Origin of the sequence: Streptomyces sp. PsTaAH-124, from assembly GCF_000373685.1 — a bacterium.
In the GTDB taxonomy this organism is placed as follows: domain Bacteria; phylum Actinomycetota; class Actinomycetes; order Streptomycetales; family Streptomycetaceae; genus Streptomyces; species Streptomyces andamanensis.
On record NZ_KB892168.1, the window covers coordinates 126,300 to 144,153 of the forward strand.

A 17,854-nucleotide genomic window follows, 5' to 3' on the forward strand; every position below is an offset into this window, starting at 1 on the left:
TCACGCATCCGCGATCCCCGCAGCCCCGCCCCTCCGGGCGGAGCGTGCGGACAACGAGAACCGGCGAAGTCGGCCGGTAGACGGTGGTGAAAGCTCGGGGCCCGAGCGCCGGTCGGCGCTCGGGCCCCCCGACGCGTCCCCCGGAAGAGCCGGAAGAAGAGGTCTATGCCCCCTGCCCGTCCCCGTCCTGCCCACCCCCGACCCGCCGTCACCCCGCTCGACGACGACGACTACCCCGCCTACACCATGGGCCGGGCCGCCGACATGATCGGCAGCACCCCCGCCTTCCTGCGCACCCTCGGCGAACACCGGCTGATCACCCCGCTGCGCTCCGGCGGCGGCCACCGCCGCTACTCCCGTTACCAGTTGCGCATCGCCGCCCGCGCCCGCGAACTCGTCGACGCAGGCACCCCCGTCGAGGCCGCCTGCCGCATCATCATTCTCGAGGACCAGCTCGAAGAGGCCCAGCGCATCAACGAGGAACTCCGGGCCGCCCGCGCCCGGCCGAGGCCCCCGTCCTGACCGGAACGCGTCCTTGCCACCGGGCCGGTGACGACACCACCCATGCCACCGGGCGTGCCGGTGCATAGAATTCGATCTCATGTCGAAGCCTGACGAACTGATCATTGACATCGCCGCCCTTGTGGAGTCGGGGCAGAGCAACCAGATGTCCCTGACTGTGGTCGCCGGTGGTGCTGTCATCACCGGCCGACTGGCCCCCGAAGCCGTATGGAGGCAGCGGGTGTCAGAGGTGCTGACGGACTCCGCGCGCCTGGGCGAGTTCTCCGCCGTCTTCGACGTCCCCGCGAAGAAGGACGGCCCGCCCACCCATCTGCACTTCCACGTCGCCCGGATCCTCCAGGGCACCGTGGGCATCCCGGAGACGGGCGGCATGTACCGCGTCGCGATCGAGGACGTCACCGCCTGGACCGTCGGAGACTTCAGCTACTCCGACTGACCGGCCCGCCACCCCGTCCCTCTCGGCCCCTCCCGGCCCCTCCCGGCCTCTCTCGGCACGCAGCAGCCGCCGGGGCCCGTCCGGTGTCCACCGGCCGGGCTCCGGCGCTCCACCGGGACGGGCGTGTGCGCCCGCCGGTTTGGACTTGAGGGTCCAGAAACTTCCTCCTAGGGTCACGGGTCCGAGGACCACAGGGCTCACCAGGAGGAAGCTCCGATGAACGCGGACAAGGACCTGATCCAGGACAGGATCGACATCGTCGAGACACTCGCCCGCTATGTGCGCGACGTGGACGACCACGAGGTGGAGAAGGTCGCCGACCTGTTCACCGCGACCGGAGCACTCCAGATCCACACGCGGACCGGACGGCAGCCCCACCAGAAGCTCGGCGAGGCGTTCGTGGGCCGCGAGGGGCTCCGCGAACTGGCGAAGAGCTGGCCGCGCGAGCGCGTCGCCATGCACCGGACCTCCGATCACATCGTGCGGATCGACGGGGACGGCGCGGAGCTGAGCGCGCGCTTCATCGTGGTGGACCTCACCGACGACCGCCGGATCGAGGGCAGCGGGATCTCCGCGTACACGGTGCAGTTGGGCGGCCAGTACGAGGCCACCCTCCTGAAGGCCGACGGCGAGTGGAGGTTCACCCGGCTCGACATCCGCATCTCCGGACCGCTGGGCTGACACCCACCGGCACACCCACCGGCACACCCACCGGCACACCTCCCGGCGGTCCGGGTGTGCGCCGGCCGCGTACGATGGGGCCGACATGAGTGACATACATATCCAGCTCCACGGCGGCCTGGCCGGTGATCTCCACGGCGACCCGGACGACGCGCGGCCCCCGCTGGTCCTGCTGCACGGCCTCACCTCCGACCGGCGCCTGTGGGGACCCCTGCTCGCCGAACTCCCCGAGGGACGCCGGGTGCTGGCCCTGGACCTGCCCGGCCACGGCGGCTCCCCGCGGAGCGCCCCCTACACCCCGGACGCGGTGGCGGCGCTGCTGCACCGGGCCATCACGTCGGCCGGGCTCGACAGGCCCGTGCTGGCCGGTCATTCCCTCGGCGGTCTGCTCGCCACGGTCTACGCCGCCGCACATCCCGCGCGCGGTGTCGTCAACATCGACCAGCCCCTGCTGCCCGGCCCCTTCGGCGAGCTGCTGCGCGGCAACGAGGCGCTGCTGCGCGGCCCCGGCTACCTCCGGCTGTGGGAGCGGCTGACCGCCGGCATGGGCATCGACACACTGCCGCCCGCGGCACAGGACCTGGTCCGCGACGTCACCACGCCCCGGCAGGACCTGCTGCTCGGCTACTGGCACGACATCCTGACCCGGCCGGAGGACGAGATCCGCAAGCGCCGGGAACAGGACCTGACCGCTCTGCACATCCGTGGCGTCCCCTACCGGCATGTGAGCACCGGCGAGGTCCCCGAGCCCTACCGTGTGTGGCTGCGCTCCGTCCTGCCGGGCGCGGTCTTCACCGTCCTGCCCTCCGCCGGGCACTTCCCGCACCTCTCCCACCCCCGGGAGCTGGCCGCCCTCATCGGCGAGAGCTGAGCGGGCTGAGCGGCCGTCGGCCGCCGGAGACATGTGCCTCCGGCAGCCGGTCAGTGTGTGCGGGGAACCCCGGGCACGGAGCGGGTCACGGAGTGTTGTTGGCCAGGGCCAGCAGACGGGAGCGGTCGGCGCTGAAGCGGTCGCGGTCGACGTTCCCGGAGACACCGCTCACCGCGCCGGTGGACGTGTACTGCCACACGGTCCAGAACGGGAAGCCCTGCGGAATGCTGGGACTCGCCGCGGAGGTCCAGTGGGCCACCCACAGCGGGCTTCTGGCGGACATGCCGGTCCAGCCGCCGGTGCAGGAGTTCCACCAGCTCGGGCTGGTGTAGATCACCACGTCGCGGCCGGTGCGGGCCTTGTAGGTGGTGTAGAAGTCGAGTATCCAGGACTGCATCGCCGCGGGCGTCTTGCCGTAGCAACTGCCCTCGATGTCCAGCACACCCGGCAGCGTCAGGTTGTCGCGGGACCAGGCGCCCCCGTTGCTCGCGAAGAAGTTCGCCTGCGCCGCGCCACCGGACACGTCGGGCCGTGCGAAGTGGTACGCGCCCCGGATCACACCGGCGTTGTAGGCGCCCAGGTAGTTGGTGCTGAAGGTGGGGTCCTTGTACGAGGTGCCCTCGGTCGCCTTCATCCAGGCGAACTCGATGCCCGCGCCGCGCACCGACTTCCAGTTGATGCTGCCCTGCCAGACGGAGATGTCCACGCCCACCGGATTCGCCAGGAGCCCCGTCTCCGGCGCCGAGCCGAGGGCCAGTTGCCGGGTGTCGGGCTGGAAGTCCTTGGCGTCGCTGACGTAGCCGACGCCCATGTAGCCCTTGCCCAGGGGGACGGCGGCACCGGACGGCAGGGGCGCCGGGGACGCGGTGCCCGACAGCAGCCCGAGCGTCAGTGCGGCGGTGGCGCCGAGGACACCGGCCGCGGTGAGTCCGCGCCGGGCGGATGCGGGGATGAGGCTCTGGGGGAACAAGGCTTCCTCCTGCTCGGTGGGGGGAGGAGGACCGCGGTGGTGGGGAGTGGTCCTCCGGTGTTCTCGGGGGTTCTCCGTGCTCTCTGTGCTCTCCGTGTTGTTCGCTGTGCTCTTCGTGCTCTCCGGGTGGGGTCTACGCGCGTCTACTTGTCGCGAACACGTCATAGTGAGCCATAGAATCGCGTGCGCGGTAAACAGTTTTCCGGTGTGCTAGTGGTCTGGACCTGTTCTCGCCCCGGTGAGCTGCGGAAACGGACCGGCACCGGCCGAACTTTCTTCCGGTGGCGGGCGGTTCGCCTCGGCGGAGGTCCGGCCGCGCCGACCGGCGCCACCACGGACGGCCCCGGTGGTCCGCGCGTCGGATCCGGCGGCGGCATCGGGACCGGTGGGCTCAGAAGGGGCGGGGCTGGTCGGCGAGTTCGGGCGCACGCTCGTCGGCGGTCTGTGCCTCGGGCCGTGGGCGGGGGTCCGCCTTGGCCGGGATGAGCAGGCAGGCGAGGAGTCCCGCCGCGGCGGCCGCGGCGAGCAGGACGAACACCGTTGTGTAGCCGCCCTCGTCGGGGAAGCCGCCGGTGGTGGTGCGGGAGGCGAGGACGGTGGCGACGACGGCGGCGCCCACGGCCCCTCCGATGGTGCGGATGTTGGCGTTCATCCCCGTCGCCGCGCCGGTGTGCTCGGCGGGAACGGCGTGCACGACGACGACGGAGAGCGCCGAGAGGCCGATGCCGAAGCCCACGCTCGCGACCGCGGTCCCGAGCGCCACCTGCCAGGCGTTGGCGTGCAGGACGGCCAGCAGCAGGAATCCGGCGACGGTCGGTACGGAGCCCGCGACGAGCAGTGTCTTCGTCGGCACCCTCCGGGCGAGCGGTCCGGCGGCGAGTCCGGCGAGGAACTGGGCCGCGGTGGCGGGAAGGAAGAGCAGGCCCGCCGCCGTGATCGACTCTCCCAGGCCGTACCCGGTGCCGGTGGGTGTCTGGAGGAAGGACGGGATGAACCCGAACGCCGAGTACAGGGTGACTCCGAAGAGGAACGACGCGAGGTTCGCCGTCCACACCGGCCGCAGCCGGAAGACCCGCATGTCGATCAGCGGGAAACGGGAGCGCGTCTCGACGGCCACCCACGCGGCAGCGGCCACGAGCGCGGCGGCGAACAGGCCCAGGGTCCGCGCTGATCCCCAGCCCCATTCCTGCCCGAGGCTCAGCGGCAGCAGGAGCAGTACGAGGGCGGCGGCGAGCAGGAACCCGGCCGGCCAGTTCATCCGGCCGCCCGCCGTCGTGGTCCCGGTGTCCGGGACGGTCAGGAGCACGGCCAGGACCATGATCCCGTTCGCGATGGCGGGCAGCCAGAACAGCCAGGGCACACCGAGCCCCTCGATGATCGGGCCGGTGACCAGCACACCGATGGCGCCGCCCACCGAACTGACGGCCGCGATCAGCCCGACGGTGGTTCCGACCCGGGCCGTGGGCAGCAGATCGCGGACGATCCCGAAGGCGAGCGGCAGTGTGGCGCCGCCCGCGCCCTGGAGCAGCCGCCCGAGGACCAGCACGGGCAGGCTGGTCGCCAGCGCGGCGACCAGGCTTCCGGCCGTCAGCAGCAGCAGGACCGCGATCAGGATCCGGCGCTTGCCGACCTGATCGCCCAGGCGGCCCAGGACCGGGGTCAGGACGGCGCTGGAGAGCAGGAACGCCGTGAGCACCCAGCTGACCCCGAGCTGGGTCGTGTGCACATGGCCGCGCAATGCCTCCAGGCCCGGATTCACCATCGACTGGACCAGCGCGTAGGACACCGCCGAGACCGACAGCACCACCACGACGGACCGGCCGCGCGATGTGGCGGACGGTCCGTCGGCAGGTCCGGAGGACCCGGACCGGGGAGAGTTATTGGACTTCATGGTCCAACTATCGGCAGTCAAGATAGGACTGTCAAGTCCATTCTTGGCTGGGTGCGGGGCTCCCGCCCTTGGTGGGTGTGGGTGTGGGTGCCGCTTCGGGTGTGAGTGTCGCTTGGGGTGTGAGCGCGGGTCCGGGTGTGCGGGCGGCGGTGGGGCGCAGGACGGGGAGGTTGACGAGGAAGAGCGAGACGAGGGCGGCGGCCAGGAGGGAACCGGCCGCCCAGAGGTAGGCGCTGCGGTAGCCGTGCACGAGTGCGGTGGCGTGGGCGGCGCTCCCGTGGGAGGCGAGGTATCCGGCGGTGGCACCGGTGGCGATGGTGTTGAGCAGGGCCGTACCGATGGAACCCCCCACCTGCTGCGAGATGTTGATCATCGCCGAGGCCACTCCCGCGTCCTCGGCCCCGACACCGTGGTTCGCGAGGCTGGTGGCCGGCATCAGCGCGATTCCCAGGAAGAGGCCGAGACCGAGCTGCGCGACCAGCAGGACGGGGCTGTAGGAGCTGCCGGTGTCGAGCAGCAGCAGGAGCAGGACGGAGAGGGCGGCGCCCAGGTATCCGGTGGTCATGACCGTCCCCGCGCGCAGCCGGGTCAGGAGCCGTGAGCCGAGCCAGGCGGCGCCGGTGGCCTGGGCGGCGACCAGCGGCAGGAACGCGATGCCGGTACGGGCGGGGGAGTACCCCTTGACGGTCTGGAGGTAGAACGTCAGGAACAGCGACACACCGTAGAGGCTGAGCAGTCCGAGGGCCGCGGAGAGGTACGCGCCGAGCCGGTTGCGCTCCGTCAGGATCCGCAGGGGCAGCAGGGGGTCGCGGCGGCGGGCCTGGAGCAGGGTGAAGACGGCCAGCAGGAGCGCGGCGGTGGTGAACGTGCCGAGCGTGACCGCGTCGGCCCAGCCGCGGTTCCGCGCGAGGGTGAAGCCGTACACGAGTGCGGCGAGGCCCACCGTGGCCAGTACCGCGCCCGGGATGTCCAGCCGGGCGGTGCGGTCGGTCCCGCTGCCGTCATCGACGTACTTGAGCGCTCCCACGAGGGGGACGAGCGCGAGGGGGACGCTGACGAGCAGCGCCCAGTGCCAGTTGAGGTACTGGGTCAGCAGACCGCCCAGCAGCAGTCCCACCGCGCTGCCGGACGTGGTGATGGCGGCGAACACCCCGAACGCGCGGGCGCGTTCCCTCCCGTCGGGAAAGGACAGCGAGATCAGGGAGAGGACGGCCGGAGCCAGCAGCGCGCCGAAGACACCCTGGAGTGCGCGGGCGGTGAGCAGGAGCCAGGTCGCGGACGCGACCCCGCCCAGGGCGGACGCGGCGGCGAAGCCGACGAGCCCGACGAGGAAGACGCGCTTGCGGCCCCAGAGGTCCCCGAGCCGGCCGCCGAACAGCAGCAGCCCGCCGAAGACCAGGGTGTACGAGGTGAGCACCCACTGCCGTCCGGCGTCGGAGATGTGCAGGTCGGCCTGGGCGGAGGGGAGGGCGACGTTCAGGATCGCCGCGTTGACGATCACGATGAGCTGGGCGGCCGACACGAAGACGAGGGCGAGCCAGCGCCGCCGGTGGTCCGGGGCAGCGACAACCTGAGACATGGGACATCCAAGGGCCTGGGCAGGAGACGGGGGAGGGGGCAGGTCGCCTGCCCGGCGGCGAAGGTACGGCGGCGAAGGTACGGCTGCGGAGGTACGGCGGTGGTGTGTCGCGGAGACCGCGGGTCCTGGTCTGGTCCGGACCGGTCTGATGCTGTCCGGGCCGGTGCGGCACCGGACCCGGACCAGGACCCGGACCAGGACCCGCGGGAGACCTCACCGCAGGTTCCGGAAGGTCTCCCGGATGTCGGTCACGAAGGCGTCGGGGTTCTCCCAGGGACCGAAGTGACCGCCCTTCGCATGTGCCTTGACGTTGACCGGGTTGAACCAGGGGCGGCTGGGGCCGTTCTCGAAGGCGGCGACGCGCTCCTCGGTCGTCCGGACGCCCGGCGGGTAGGTGTCGCCGAGCAGGAGGCTGAAGCCGGCCGGCGGCTCGACCTGCGGGTGCCGGTCGTGCTCGGGCTTCCACGGATGGCGGACGGCGTTCTTGTAGACCCGCATCGACGAGCCGATCGACTGGGTGACCCAGTAGATGGTGGCGTTGGTGAGGATGAAGTCCCGGGGGAACACCTCGTCGAACTTGTCGCGGTTGTTCTTGTCGCTCCACTTCTTCCACCGCTGGAGGAGCCAGGCCAGCATGCCCACCGGGGAGTCGTTGAAGCCGTGGGTGACGGTCTGCGCATCCAGCATGTGGACCGCGACGTGGGAGGCGAGGGTCGCGTCGAAGCGCAGCAGGTCCTCCCGCAGGAGCGGCGAGGCGTCCTTCGGGATGGTGTTGCCCTCGGTGATGTCCCAGTAGCGGTCGTTCTGGAAGATGCCGGGGAAGAGGTCCTGGCCGTAGTGCAGCCCGATCACACGGTCGGCGTACTTGTGGCCGAGCTGGCTCTGCACCAGGGCGCCGTAGTCGGTGCCCGCGGAACCGTACTTGTCGTAGCCGAGCACGTCGGTCATCAGGGTGTCGAAGATGTCGGCCATCTTCCAGTAGTTCATGTCGCCCCGGCCCACGGGCGTGGAGAAGCCGAAGCCGGGCAGGTCGGGCACGATCACGTCGAACGCGTCCGCGGGATCGCCGCCGAAGGAGGCGGGGTCGGCCAGCGGCCGGATGACCTTGTTCCAGAAGTTCCCGATCCACGGCCAGCCGTGGTTCAGGAGGAGCCCGATCGGACGGGGTCCCTTGCCCGGCTCCCGCACGAAGTGCACCGGGGTGCCGTCCAGTTCGACGCGGTGCCGCGTGAAGGTGTTCAGCTCCTTCTCCACCGCGCGCCAGTCGAACCCGTTCGCCCAGTACTCGACCAGCGGCTTGATGTAGGCGGTGCTCAGACCGTAGTACTCGGTCTCGTTGTCCAGGTCCGGCGCGAAGCGCGTCGCCTTCAGGCGCGCCTTCAGGTCGTCCAGGACGTCCTGCTGGACATCGATCGTGTACCGCTCCAGCGAACGGCCCTTGGCGTTGTCACTCATGATGTGTGTGTCCTCTTGTCTCGTTGGTGTCGTCTTGTCGGCTGTCGGCGAAGTGCGCGGAACCGGGTGGGGCGCACGCTCAGTAGGTGAAGTCCATGTGCAGCCGGGTCTGTTCGAGCTCCGCGATGTACCAGGAGCCGTCGAGCGCGACGAACCGGCCGCGGTAGTGGCCGTATCCGTGCATCCCCTTGAAGGGGAAGTCCGCGGGCGGTTCGATGCCCTCGGGACGGATGATGAGGTCTTCCATCGCCCACACCCCGTGGGCCGACGTCGCCGAGTCCACGTCGACCTCGGACGAGAACAGGTGGTGGATCAGGGTGTCCTCGGGGGTGTTGGCGGCGGCGAGCTTCGCCGCGATGTCCTCGCGGCCCTCCATCCGCAGCCAGGGTGTGCCGTCCGGCTTGTACGGGGTGTAGGTGCCGTCCGGTGCGAACAGGCCGGCCAGGTCCTGCCAGCGGTGGTGGTCGGCGTAGCGGGCGTAACGGGCCATGAGCCGGCGTACGTCCTCGGTGATCGCCAGTCGTTCTACGGCGTCCATATCAGGTGTGTCCTAGGGGAAAATCGACTGAGGTATTCGACGGTTCTACGGGTTCTACGGGTTCAATGGGTTCTACGGGCTCGACGGAACGGGAGTGGACCGGATCCGGGCATACGTCACCGGACGTCGATCATTTCGTTCTCGGAATCGAGCCGGGCGAGGGGTCCGGGAATTCCGGACAGCCCGCGAGAAATTCGGACCGGCATTTCACGGTCCGGAGCCGGACTCACGCTTGAGCCCGTGCTCCAGGCGCTCTAGGCGCTCTAGGCGCTCTAGGCGTTCTTGTTGTTCTCGGGGTTCTCGGGGTTCTCGACGCGCAGTCCGCGGCGCAGCGCGTCCGTCATTTCCGCGACCATTCGGATGCTCACCCCGGCCTGCGGGGCGAGCTGGGCCGAGCCGTGGAAGGTGCCGGGGAAGTGATGGATCTCGGTCGGCACCCCGGCGGCGATCAGCCGCTGGCCGTAGATCAGGTCCTCGTCGCGCAGCGGGTCGAACTCGGCCGCCGTGATGTAGGTGGGGGGCAGTCCGGACAGGTCCTCGGCGCGCGCCGGTGCCGCGTACGGGCTGATGTCGTCGCCGCCGCGGAGCCCCTCGCCGCCGAGGTAGTAGTCCCAGCAGACCTCGGCGTTGTGCCGGTTCCAGCCCGGTACGTCGGTGAAGGTCCGCATGGAGAGGGTGTCCAGGCGGTCGTCGAGGGCCGGGATGCCGAGGTACTGCATGACCAGGGCGGGGCCGCCGTGGTCACGGGCGTACAGGGCGAGGCCCGCGGCGAGGCCCGCGCCGGCGCTCTCCCCGGCCACCCCGATGCGCTCCGGATCCACCCCCAGCTCGTCCGCGTGGGCCGCGAACCAGGTCAGGGCGGCGTAGCAGTCCTCGATCGGGGCGGGGAACGGGTGCTCGGGGGCGAGCCGGTACTCGACCGATGCCACGACCGCGCCCACCTCGGCCGCGATGCGCAGTGTCTCGTTGTGGAAACCGGCGACACTGCCGATGGCGAATCCGCCGCCGTGTATGTAGAGAAGGCCGGGAAGCTTGCCCTCGTGGCCCGCCGGCGTGTAAATGCGCACGCCGATCTCGGGGGCGCCGTTCAGTCCGGGAACGGTGATGTCCCGGAAACTGACATCGGTCGTCTGCTCGGCCGCGTCGAATGACATCAGTTCGGCTTCCGCGGCGCGCATCTGCTGCACATTGGTGTAGTCGATGCCCGCGAGGAGAGAAAGCCACGGGGCCAGTTCGGGGTCGTATGCGTACGTCATTTCCGGTGTCCTCCTTGGTTGGTGTTCACCAGTTTCCAGGAACAACCGGAGGTCGCACAGCCGACGCGTGGTGGCCTCTCGGCACCGGAATCCGCCAAGTGTCGGATGACGTCTCGTGCGCAGGCGGAATGACGCGAGGACCCCGAAGCCGGGCGCTGCTCGGTGCTGCTCGGTGCTACTCGGCCGTGTCGCGCAACTGCCGCAGCAGGATGGCGAGTTCGAGGCGCAGCCGGCCGGAGGGAGCGCCGAAGGAGAAACCCAGCCGGGTCTCGGCGTGGGCGAGCCGGGCCATGACGGTGCTGTGGTGCCGGTAGACCTCGGCGGCGGCCTTGCGGGCCGAACCGGTCGCGCAGTAGGCGGTGAGTACGGCCAACGTGTCCGCGCCGTGCTGTTCGTCCGCGAGCGAGTCGAGTGCGGCCACGTCCGCCACCTGCGCGATGTCCTGGCCGCGCAGCCGGGCCGCGATGGCTGCGAACGCCCCGAGCTCCCCGGCCCGTACGACGGCGGGGAAGAGCGCGTCCAGCGTGGCGAAACGCAGTGCCGTGCGGGCCTGTTGCCAGGCTTCGGGCGCGTCGATCACGGGCAGCGGGTCGCTCACGCCGACGCGCATGCCCTTGGCCGGCAGATCCGATAGGTCCGGAGGCAGCGAACGGGTCAGGACGGCGTGCACCCGGCCGAGCGAGGCGGCCCGCACACCCGGGCTGCTCTCGCCCAGCGCGGCGAGGAAGCCCTTGACCTCCGCGGGCTCGGCGGCCACCGCCATGACGTGCAGTTCGGTGGCCGGTTCGAACCGCATCAGGCGTACGGCCCGCGCCCGCTCGACCTCACCGGCACTGGCCGACAGCGCCAGCTCCACCAGGGCCGCGTCGCCCAGCTCGGGCAAGGGGCCCCGAGTGTGCTCCAGGAGCAGTGCGGCGGCGATCGAGAACCGTTCGAGCACGATGTCGTCGAGGGCGAGCGGCGTCCCGGTGCGTTCGAGCCACACCCGGCTGGTCGGGGAGAGATCCCGGACGAGGGCGTCGGCCGGTTCCTGGACGTCGGCCAGGATGCGGCCGGTGTGATCGGCACGCAGGCACACACCCAGTTCGGCGTCGGTGACACCCGCCGAGCACTCGGCCAGCCTGGCGGTCTCCCGCACCAGCGTGCGGAGTGTGACCCGGCCCGAGACCAGTTTGTCGAAGAAACCGATCACGCGCACAGCGTTCTCCGCGTCGGCGTCCAGAGCCGACAGCCGCAGCAACAGACCCTTCATGCGCGGAACACTACGTCATCCGACAACTGGCTGAAACGTGTGACGCATCACCGCCATCCGACGGCTGGCCGGGACCCGCGCGGGTCGCGGAGACTGGCGCCGAGGCACTGACGAAAGAGACCGAGGATGACCTACTCCTTCGATCCCGAACTGGCCGCCTGGGTTTCTCTGCTCTCGGAGGCGGACTTCTCCGAGATCGCACGGGTGCGGCAGGTGGAGGCGCAGCTCACGGGGCTGGCGCCCCGCGAGCGTGCGGCCGCCGTCGACATCCGTGACCTCACCGTGCCCGCGACCGAGGAGGGACCGGGCGTAGGTGTCCGGATCTACTCGCCCGCCGGCCGGCGGGGCGGCCTGCCGGGGCTGCTGTACATGCACGGCGGCGGGTTCGCCATCGGCAGTGTCGACACCTTCCACGTCGAGACGAGCCACATCGCGGCCGAGGTGGGCGCGGTCGTGGCGTCGGTGGAGTACCGGCTCGCCCCCGAGCATCCGTTCCCGGCCGCGCTGGACGACTGCTACGCGGTGCTGAAGTGGATGGTGGCCAACTCCGACGCGCTGGGGGTGGATCCGGAGCGTATCGGGGTGGCCGGGGAGAGCGCCGGGGCGGGCCTTGCCGCGGGCCTCGCCCTGTACGCCCGTGACCGCGGCGGTCCCGCCCTGGTCATGCAGTACCTCGGCACACCGGTCGTGGACGACCGCCTGGACACCCTCTCCATGCGGGCCTTCACCGACACGCCCGGCTGGAACCGGTACAACGCGGAGCTCAGCTGGGACTACTACCTGGGCGGGCGGGGGCTCCGCGGCGGCGACGACATCAGCCCGTACGCGGCACCGGCGCGCGCCGAGGACCTGTCCGGGCTGCCCCCTGCCTACGTCACCGCCTGCGAGTTCGATCCGCTGCGCGACGAGGACCTGGGCTATGCGCGGCGCCTGATCTCGGCGGGTGTGCCCGCCGAGGTGCACCACTTCCCCGGCACCTTCCACGGCTCGGCCCAGCTCGCCCCGCACGCCGGGGTGAGCCGCCGGATGATCGCCGAGCTGCTGGACGCACTACGACGCGGGCTGCGGGCGGCCGACGGCGAATGACCGTCATATGACGGTGGGCGGGTGTACGCCGGACGCACAGACTTGAGGCGAGGCGCTGAACGAAGGAGATGGCGGATGTCTTATGGTTACGATCCGGAGCTGACCCCTTGGATCGACCTCCTCCCGGACGTGGACTTCGCCGAACTCGACCGGGTGCGGCGGGTGGAGGCCGAGATCATGGAGTTCGGGCAGTACGAGCCGCCCGCACCCGTCGACGTCCACGAGGCCACCGTGCCGGCCTCGGACGGCGCTCCCGAGGTCGGCGTCCGCGTCTACCGGCCCACCGGACGGAGCGGGCGCCTGCCCGGACTGCTGTACGTGCACGGCGGCGGGTTCGCCATCGGCAGCGTCGACGCCTTCCACGGCGAGACGACACGCATCGCGGCCGAGGTGGGCGCGGTGGTGGTGTCGGTGAAGTACCGGCTGGCTCCGGAACATCCCTTCCCGGCCGCGCTGGACGACTGCTACGCGGCGCTGCGGTGGATGGCGTCGCACGGGGACGAACTGGGTGTGGACCCGGAACGCCTCGGGGTCGCCGGAGAGAGCTCCGGCGCGGGCCTCGCCGCCGGCCTCGCCCTGTACGCACGCGACCGCGGCGGCCCCGCCCTGGCCATGCAGTACCTCGGCGTCCCGGTCCTCGACGACCGCCTGGACACCCGCTCCATGCGGATCTTCACCGACACACCCGGCTGGAACCGCCACAACGCCGAGGTCACCTGGGACTACTACCTCGGCGGGCAGGGGCGCCGCGGCGGCGACGACATCAGCCCGTACGCGGCACCGGCGCGCGCCGGGGACCTGTCCGGGCTGCCGCCCACCTACATCACGGCCGGCGAGTTCGATCCCGTGCGCGACGAGGACCTGGCCTACGCCCAGCGGCTGATCGCCGCCGGGGTGCCCACCGAGGTGCACGTCTTCCCCGGCACCTTCCACGGCTCCACCCAACTCGCCCCGCAGGCCCGGGTGAGCCGCCGCATCGTCGCCGAACAGATGCTGGCCCTCCGCCGCGGCCTGGGCACCGAAGAGGACGAGGACTGATCTCCACACCGTAGCCTTCGGCGACTGGCGACCTCGCCCCCCGTTCAGGCAGGCCGGCGGCCGGTCTCAGTCGTCCTCGTCGTCGAGCAGGGCGAGCCGGGCCGTCACGTCGTCGGCGAAGCGGGCGAGGAGGCGGACGAGGTCGTCGCGGTCCTTGTGGGGCCAGTCGGCGAGGGTGTCGGTGAACCAGCCGAGCACGAAGGCGAGATAGCGGTCGACGGCCTCGGCGCCGACGTCGGTGGGTTCGATGAGGCGGGCCCGCGCGTCGTGCGGGTCGGGGATGCGGCGGACGAGGCCGCGCTTCTCCAGGGCCTGCACCTGGCGGGTGATGTGCGGGCCCACGACCTGCATGCGGTCGGCGATCTCGCCGATCCGCAGGGGCCGGTCGGCCGTGCGCAGGGTGACGAGCACGCCCACCGCGGCGCGGTCGCGCCCGAGGCCCGCTTCCTCGGCGGCGCGCTCGACGAGGCGGCCCCGGCTGACGGCGGTGCTGAGCCGGGTGAGCCGGGGCAGCATGGCGAGGAACCCGGGGGACTCGGGGACCCCGGGAGAGCCTGGTGACTCGGGGGGTTCGGCGGACATGGCACCTCCAGTTGCATACCTGAGGTAGGTATCTGTACCGTGGGGGACGGGTCGCCGCCCGCGAGGGCGACGTACGGCCTGCATAAAGATACCTGAGGTACGCATCTGATGCTCGTCCAGCGCGTACCACCCACGTCCCGGCGGTGCCGCCCGCCGCCCGCCGGAGAAGCGAGAGGCCAGGAACACCATGAACGCCCTGCACGCCACGGACACAGCGTCACGCCCCGCCCGCCGCGTCCTGATCTCCGGAGCGAGCATCGCGGGCCCCGCGCTCGCGTACTGGCTCGACCGGTACGGCTTCGAGGTGACCGTCGTCGAGAAGGCCCCCGCCGTACGCGGAGGCGGCTACGCCATCGACATCCGCGGCACCGCCCGCGAGGCCGTGGAGCGCATGGGGCTGCTCCCGCGCCTGCGCGCCGCCCATGTCGACAGCCGTCGCATCACCTTCATCGACCCTGCCGGAGGGACCGTCGGCGCGCTGCGCCCGGAGCAGATGACCGGCGGCGAGGCCGGTCTCGACCTGGAGGTCCGGCGCGGCGATCTGGCCGCCGCCCTCCAGGAGGCGCTGGGCGACCGGGTCGAGTTCCTCTTCGAGGACTCCATCGCCGCGCTGGACGACGACGGGGACTGCGTTCACGTGGTGCTCGACAGCGGTGCCCGCCGCGACGTCGACCTCGTCATCGGCGCGGACGGCCTGCACTCGAACACACGCCGCCTCGTCCTCGGGCCCGAGGAGCCCTTCCACCACTACCTCGGACACGTCTTCGCCGGGTTCACCCTCCCGAACGAGTTCGGGCTCGCCCACGAGGGCGTCATCTGGAACGACGTCGGGCGCAGCGCGGTCCTCTACGCGCACGAGCCGGCCGACCGCGTCCACGGCTTCCTCACCTTCACCCGCGACGTCCCGCCCTTCGAGGCCTTCCGCGACCCGCGCGCCCAGCGCGATCTGGTCGCCGCCCGCTTCCCGGAGCGGGTCTGGCACGTACCGCGGCTGGTGGAGGCGATGGGCGAGGCCGACGACCTGTTCTTCGACATCGTCAGCCAGATCCACCTTCCGGCCTGGTCGCGCGGACGGGTGGCGTTCGCGGGCGACGCCGCACACGCCACCTCGTTCCTGTCCGGCCAGGGTTCGAGCGTCGCCCTGGTCGGCGCCTACGTCCTGGCCGGTGAACTGGCCGCGCACACCGACCACACCGCCGCCTTCGCGGCCTACGAACACCTCATGCGCCCCTTCGCCGAGCGCAACCAGGCACTGGCCACCAGCGGCGGCACCATCGTGACCCCGACGACACGCGAGCAACTGGAGTCCCGCAACGCCCTGTTGCGCGACCCGGAGTTCCTGGCGAAGGAACTGGCGACGCCAGGCGCGCAGACGCACAGGGAAGCGCACTCGGGTCTCGTACTGCCGGACTACCCCGGGGCACGGTGACACCGACACCACCGGCGTGCTCCTGCCGCACCGGCACCTCGGCGGGTGAGGCCGCGTCGCCGGTCCGGCGCAACCGCTCCACCGTCGCCCGCAGTTCGTCGAGCGCCTGCCTGGTCGTCTCGACACGTTCCCCCAGGCACTTGCGGGTCTGCGCCAGGCGGCTGCCGAAGAGGTGGGCGGCGACCGTGGCCTGCGCATCGGCCAGGGTGATCTGGGGTGGGCTTCAGCGCCGGGAGATACGGGCCTCGATGCCGTCGAGCACGACGTCGAGACCGATCCGGAAGGTCTGGTCGGCGTCCAGGTGGGCGGCGTCGTGCACCACCGTGGCCAGCGCGGGGAACCGGCCGGTGGCGAAAGTCCGCCGAAGATAGGGGCCGAGTGCCTCCTGCCACCGCCTCTCGTCCATTCCGGTGGCGCGCTCGGCCCGCCGCTCGGCGACCTCCCGGCGTACCGCGCCGACCGCGTACGCCTTGACGGCGGCGACCACCGGCATGACGTCGTCCACGCCGACGTCGTCCAGCGCGGCCACCACGGTCTCCCCGGTGGCCAGCGCGTGCGGCCCGAGCTGGGGGCGGCCGTCCAGGAGATCGGCGAGCCACTCGTGGGTGTGGGCGGCGTGCCGGATGGACTCGGCGAGCGAGCGCAGCACCTCCCGCCAGCCGTCCCCGGCCGGCCGGATCTCGGCGTGGACGGCGTCGACCATGAGGTCGAGCAGCTCCTCCTTGCTCGCGATATAGCCGTACAGCCGCATCGGACGGACGTCCAGCGCGGTGGCGACCTTGCGCAGCGACACCGCGTCCAGGTCGTCCGCGTCGGCCAGCCGGATCGCCGCCCGCACGATCCGCTCCCGGCTCAACGGCGCCGGTACCGGGCGATGCGGCGGCTCCGGCCTCTCCCACACCAACATACGGCTCACCATACATCGCATCGAGCGATACAGTGTATCGAGCAGTACGGCGTATCAAGCGGCCGTAGTGCTTGCAGTGCTTGCAGCACTTGCAGTGCTCGAAGTATCCGGAGTGTTCGGAGGGGGAGGCGATCACGCCCATGTCCACGCCCATGTCCCTACCCATTGCCATCGTCGGAGCCGGTCTCGGCGGCCTGGCTCTCGCCCGTGTGCTGCACGTGCACGGCATGGAATCCGTCGTGTACGAACGCGAGCCGTCCCGCGACGCCCGGGGCCAGGGCGGCATGCTCGACATCCACTCCGGCCAGCGGGCGCTGCGCGAGGCCGGTCTCATCGACCGGTTCCACGAGATCGCCCGCGGCGCGGGCCAGGACATGCGGCTGCTCGAACCGGACGGCACCCTGCTGTTCCAGGAGGACACACCCGACGACGCCCCGCTCGCACGACCCGAGGTCGACCGCGCCGACCTGCGCCGCCTGCTGCTGGACTCCCTCCCCGAGCACACGGTGCGCTGGGGGCAGGCGTTCACCTCCGCCGCCGACGGCCTGCTGCACCTCGCCGACGGCACCAGCGCGCCGTACGGCCTGCTGGTCGGCGCGGACGGCGCGAACTCCCGGGTCCGCGCGCTGCTCACCGACGCCCGGCCGCACCACATCGGCCAGAACGTCGTCGAGCTGGGCATCCCCGACATCGACCGTACGCACCCCGACCTCGCGGCGATGGTCGGGCGCGGCAACTACTGGGTGCTCGGCCACGGCATGTCCCTGGCGGCGCAGCGCAACGGCGACGGCCGCGTCCGGATCGGCCTCAGCTTCTACCGCACCCCCGAGGACTGGTTCGCCACCAGCGGCATCCCCTTCGACGACCCGGCTGCCGCGCGGGCCCGGCTGACCGAACTGCTCAGCGGCTGGGACCCGCGGTTCACCGCGCTCGTCGCGGCCTGCGACGACGAGGTCGTACCCCGGTCGCTCACCACCCTCCCGACCGGCCTGACCTGGCCGCCGGCCCCGGACATCACCCTGCTCGGCGATGCCGCGCACCTGATGCCGCCGGTGGGGGAGGGCGCCAACATGGCCCTGCTCGACGGCGCCCTGCTCGCCCTCGCGCTGGCCGCGCACCCGGACGACTTCCCCGCCGCCGTCAGGGAGTACGAGGACGAGATGTTCGAACGCACCGGCGCGGCCGCCCGGATGTCCGCCGAGATGCAGGAACTGCTGATGTCACCGGACGCCGCCCAGCGGCTGCTGGCGTTCTTCCGGCCCGGTTGAGGACGGCTGAGCACGCTCGGACCTCCTCCTTCTCCTTCTCCTTTTTCCTCCTCTTCTTTCCCCTCTTCTTCTTCTCCTCCTGGGACTTCTTCT

17 protein-coding genes and 1 pseudogene are annotated in these 17,854 nt (G+C 71.3%); 8 read left to right on the top strand and 10 right to left on the bottom strand.

The genetic code is table 11. The features are described 5' to 3' along the window. Positions 1-165: 165 nt before the first annotated feature. The 4 genes from B086_RS0115235 to B086_RS0115250 all read left to right on the top strand — a co-directional run bounded on the left by B086_RS0115235 (position 166) and on the right by B086_RS0115250 (position 2,510). Positions 166-522, top strand: coding sequence for a MerR family transcriptional regulator (locus tag B086_RS0115235; protein WP_018567280.1), 357 nt, complete (start codon positions 166-168; stop codon positions 520-522). Between the two features lie 79 nt (positions 523-601). Continuing rightward, positions 602-958 (top strand): hypothetical protein, encoded by a 357-nt coding sequence (locus tag B086_RS0115240; protein WP_026252451.1) that lies wholly within the window; start codon positions 602-604, stop codon positions 956-958. Between the two features lie 216 nt (positions 959-1,174). Beyond that, entirely contained in the window at positions 1,175-1,639 is a 465-nt protein-coding gene (locus tag B086_RS0115245; protein WP_018567282.1) for a nuclear transport factor 2 family protein, read from the top strand. 85 nt (positions 1,640-1,724) lie between these two features. Further along, entirely contained in the window at positions 1,725-2,510 is a 786-nt protein-coding gene (locus tag B086_RS0115250; protein WP_018567283.1) for an alpha/beta fold hydrolase, read from the top strand. 85 nt (positions 2,511-2,595) lie between these two features. On the opposite strand, the gene B086_RS0115255 is transcribed toward B086_RS0115250, so the two are convergent. From B086_RS0115255 to B086_RS0115285, 7 genes are all read right to left on the bottom strand, one after another. Further along, complete coding sequence (locus B086_RS0115255; protein ID WP_018567284.1) at positions 2,596-3,480, bottom strand: GH25 family lysozyme; 885 nt, start codon at positions 3,478-3,480, stop codon at positions 2,596-2,598. 391 nt (positions 3,481-3,871) lie between these two features. After that, complete coding sequence (locus B086_RS0115260; RefSeq protein ID WP_106436082.1) at positions 3,872-5,371, bottom strand: MFS transporter; 1,500 nt, start codon at positions 5,369-5,371, stop codon at positions 3,872-3,874. A gap of 31 nt (positions 5,372-5,402) precedes the next feature. Then, the gene (locus B086_RS0115265; RefSeq protein ID WP_018567286.1) at positions 5,403-6,950 is read right to left on the bottom strand and encodes an MFS transporter; all 1,548 of its coding nucleotides are present in this window, start codon (positions 6,948-6,950) and stop codon (positions 5,403-5,405) included. Between the two features lie 213 nt (positions 6,951-7,163). Then, entirely contained in the window at positions 7,164-8,405 is a 1,242-nt protein-coding gene (locus B086_RS0115270; RefSeq protein ID WP_018567287.1) for an epoxide hydrolase family protein, read from the bottom strand. Between the two features lie 79 nt (positions 8,406-8,484). Next, positions 8,485-8,943 (bottom strand): nuclear transport factor 2 family protein, encoded by a 459-nt coding sequence (locus B086_RS0115275; protein ID WP_018567288.1) that lies wholly within the window; start codon positions 8,941-8,943, stop codon positions 8,485-8,487. A 272-nt stretch (positions 8,944-9,215) separates the two neighbouring features. Beyond that, positions 9,216-10,199 carry an alpha/beta hydrolase gene (locus tag B086_RS0115280; protein WP_018567289.1) on the bottom strand — a complete coding sequence of 328 codons (984 nt, stop codon included), beginning with the start codon at positions 10,197-10,199 and terminating at the stop codon, positions 9,216-9,218. A 175-nt stretch (positions 10,200-10,374) separates the two neighbouring features. Further along, entirely contained in the window at positions 10,375-11,451 is a 1,077-nt protein-coding gene (locus tag B086_RS0115285) for a helix-turn-helix domain-containing protein (protein ID WP_018567290.1), read from the bottom strand. Between the two features lie 126 nt (positions 11,452-11,577). Between B086_RS0115285 and B086_RS0115290 the strand changes: the two genes are divergently transcribed. Both B086_RS0115290 and B086_RS0115295 read left to right on the top strand, forming a co-directional pair. Further along, positions 11,578-12,537 (top strand): alpha/beta hydrolase, encoded by a 960-nt coding sequence (locus B086_RS0115290; RefSeq protein WP_018567291.1) that lies wholly within the window; start codon positions 11,578-11,580, stop codon positions 12,535-12,537. A gap of 75 nt (positions 12,538-12,612) precedes the next feature. Beyond that, positions 12,613-13,575, top strand: a complete 963-nt coding sequence (locus B086_RS0115295) for an alpha/beta hydrolase (protein WP_018567292.1) — start codon at positions 12,613-12,615, stop codon at positions 13,573-13,575. Positions 13,576-13,641: 66 nt separating this feature from the next. On the opposite strand, the gene B086_RS0115300 is transcribed toward B086_RS0115295, so the two are convergent. Then, a complete protein-coding gene (locus tag B086_RS0115300) occupies positions 13,642-14,157 on the bottom strand; it encodes a MarR family winged helix-turn-helix transcriptional regulator (protein WP_026252453.1) in 516 nt (171 codons plus the stop codon). Positions 14,158-14,344: 187 nt separating this feature from the next. Here B086_RS0115300 and B086_RS0115305 point away from each other — a divergent pair, with 187 nt between their 5' ends. Further along, entirely contained in the window at positions 14,345-15,586 is a 1,242-nt protein-coding gene (locus B086_RS0115305) for an FAD-dependent monooxygenase (protein ID WP_018567294.1), read from the top strand. A 37-nt stretch (positions 15,587-15,623) separates the two neighbouring features. Here the strand turns inward: B086_RS0115305 and B086_RS45445 are convergent. Together B086_RS45445 and B086_RS0115310 are read right to left on the bottom strand one after the other, a co-directional pair. Continuing rightward, positions 15,624-15,800 (bottom strand): annotated as a pseudogene (locus B086_RS45445) (histidine kinase); the annotation flags it as partial. Positions 15,801-15,809: 9 nt separating this feature from the next. After that, positions 15,810-16,493, bottom strand: a complete 684-nt coding sequence (locus B086_RS0115310; RefSeq protein WP_026252454.1) for a TetR/AcrR family transcriptional regulator — start codon at positions 16,491-16,493, stop codon at positions 15,810-15,812. Positions 16,494-16,645: 152 nt separating this feature from the next. On the opposite strand from B086_RS0115310, the gene B086_RS0115315 reads away from it, so the two are divergent. Further along, positions 16,646-17,761 carry an FAD-dependent oxidoreductase gene (locus tag B086_RS0115315; RefSeq protein ID WP_106436087.1) on the top strand — a complete coding sequence of 372 codons (1,116 nt, stop codon included), beginning with the start codon at positions 16,646-16,648 and terminating at the stop codon, positions 17,759-17,761. Positions 17,762-17,854 lie beyond the last annotated feature (93 nt).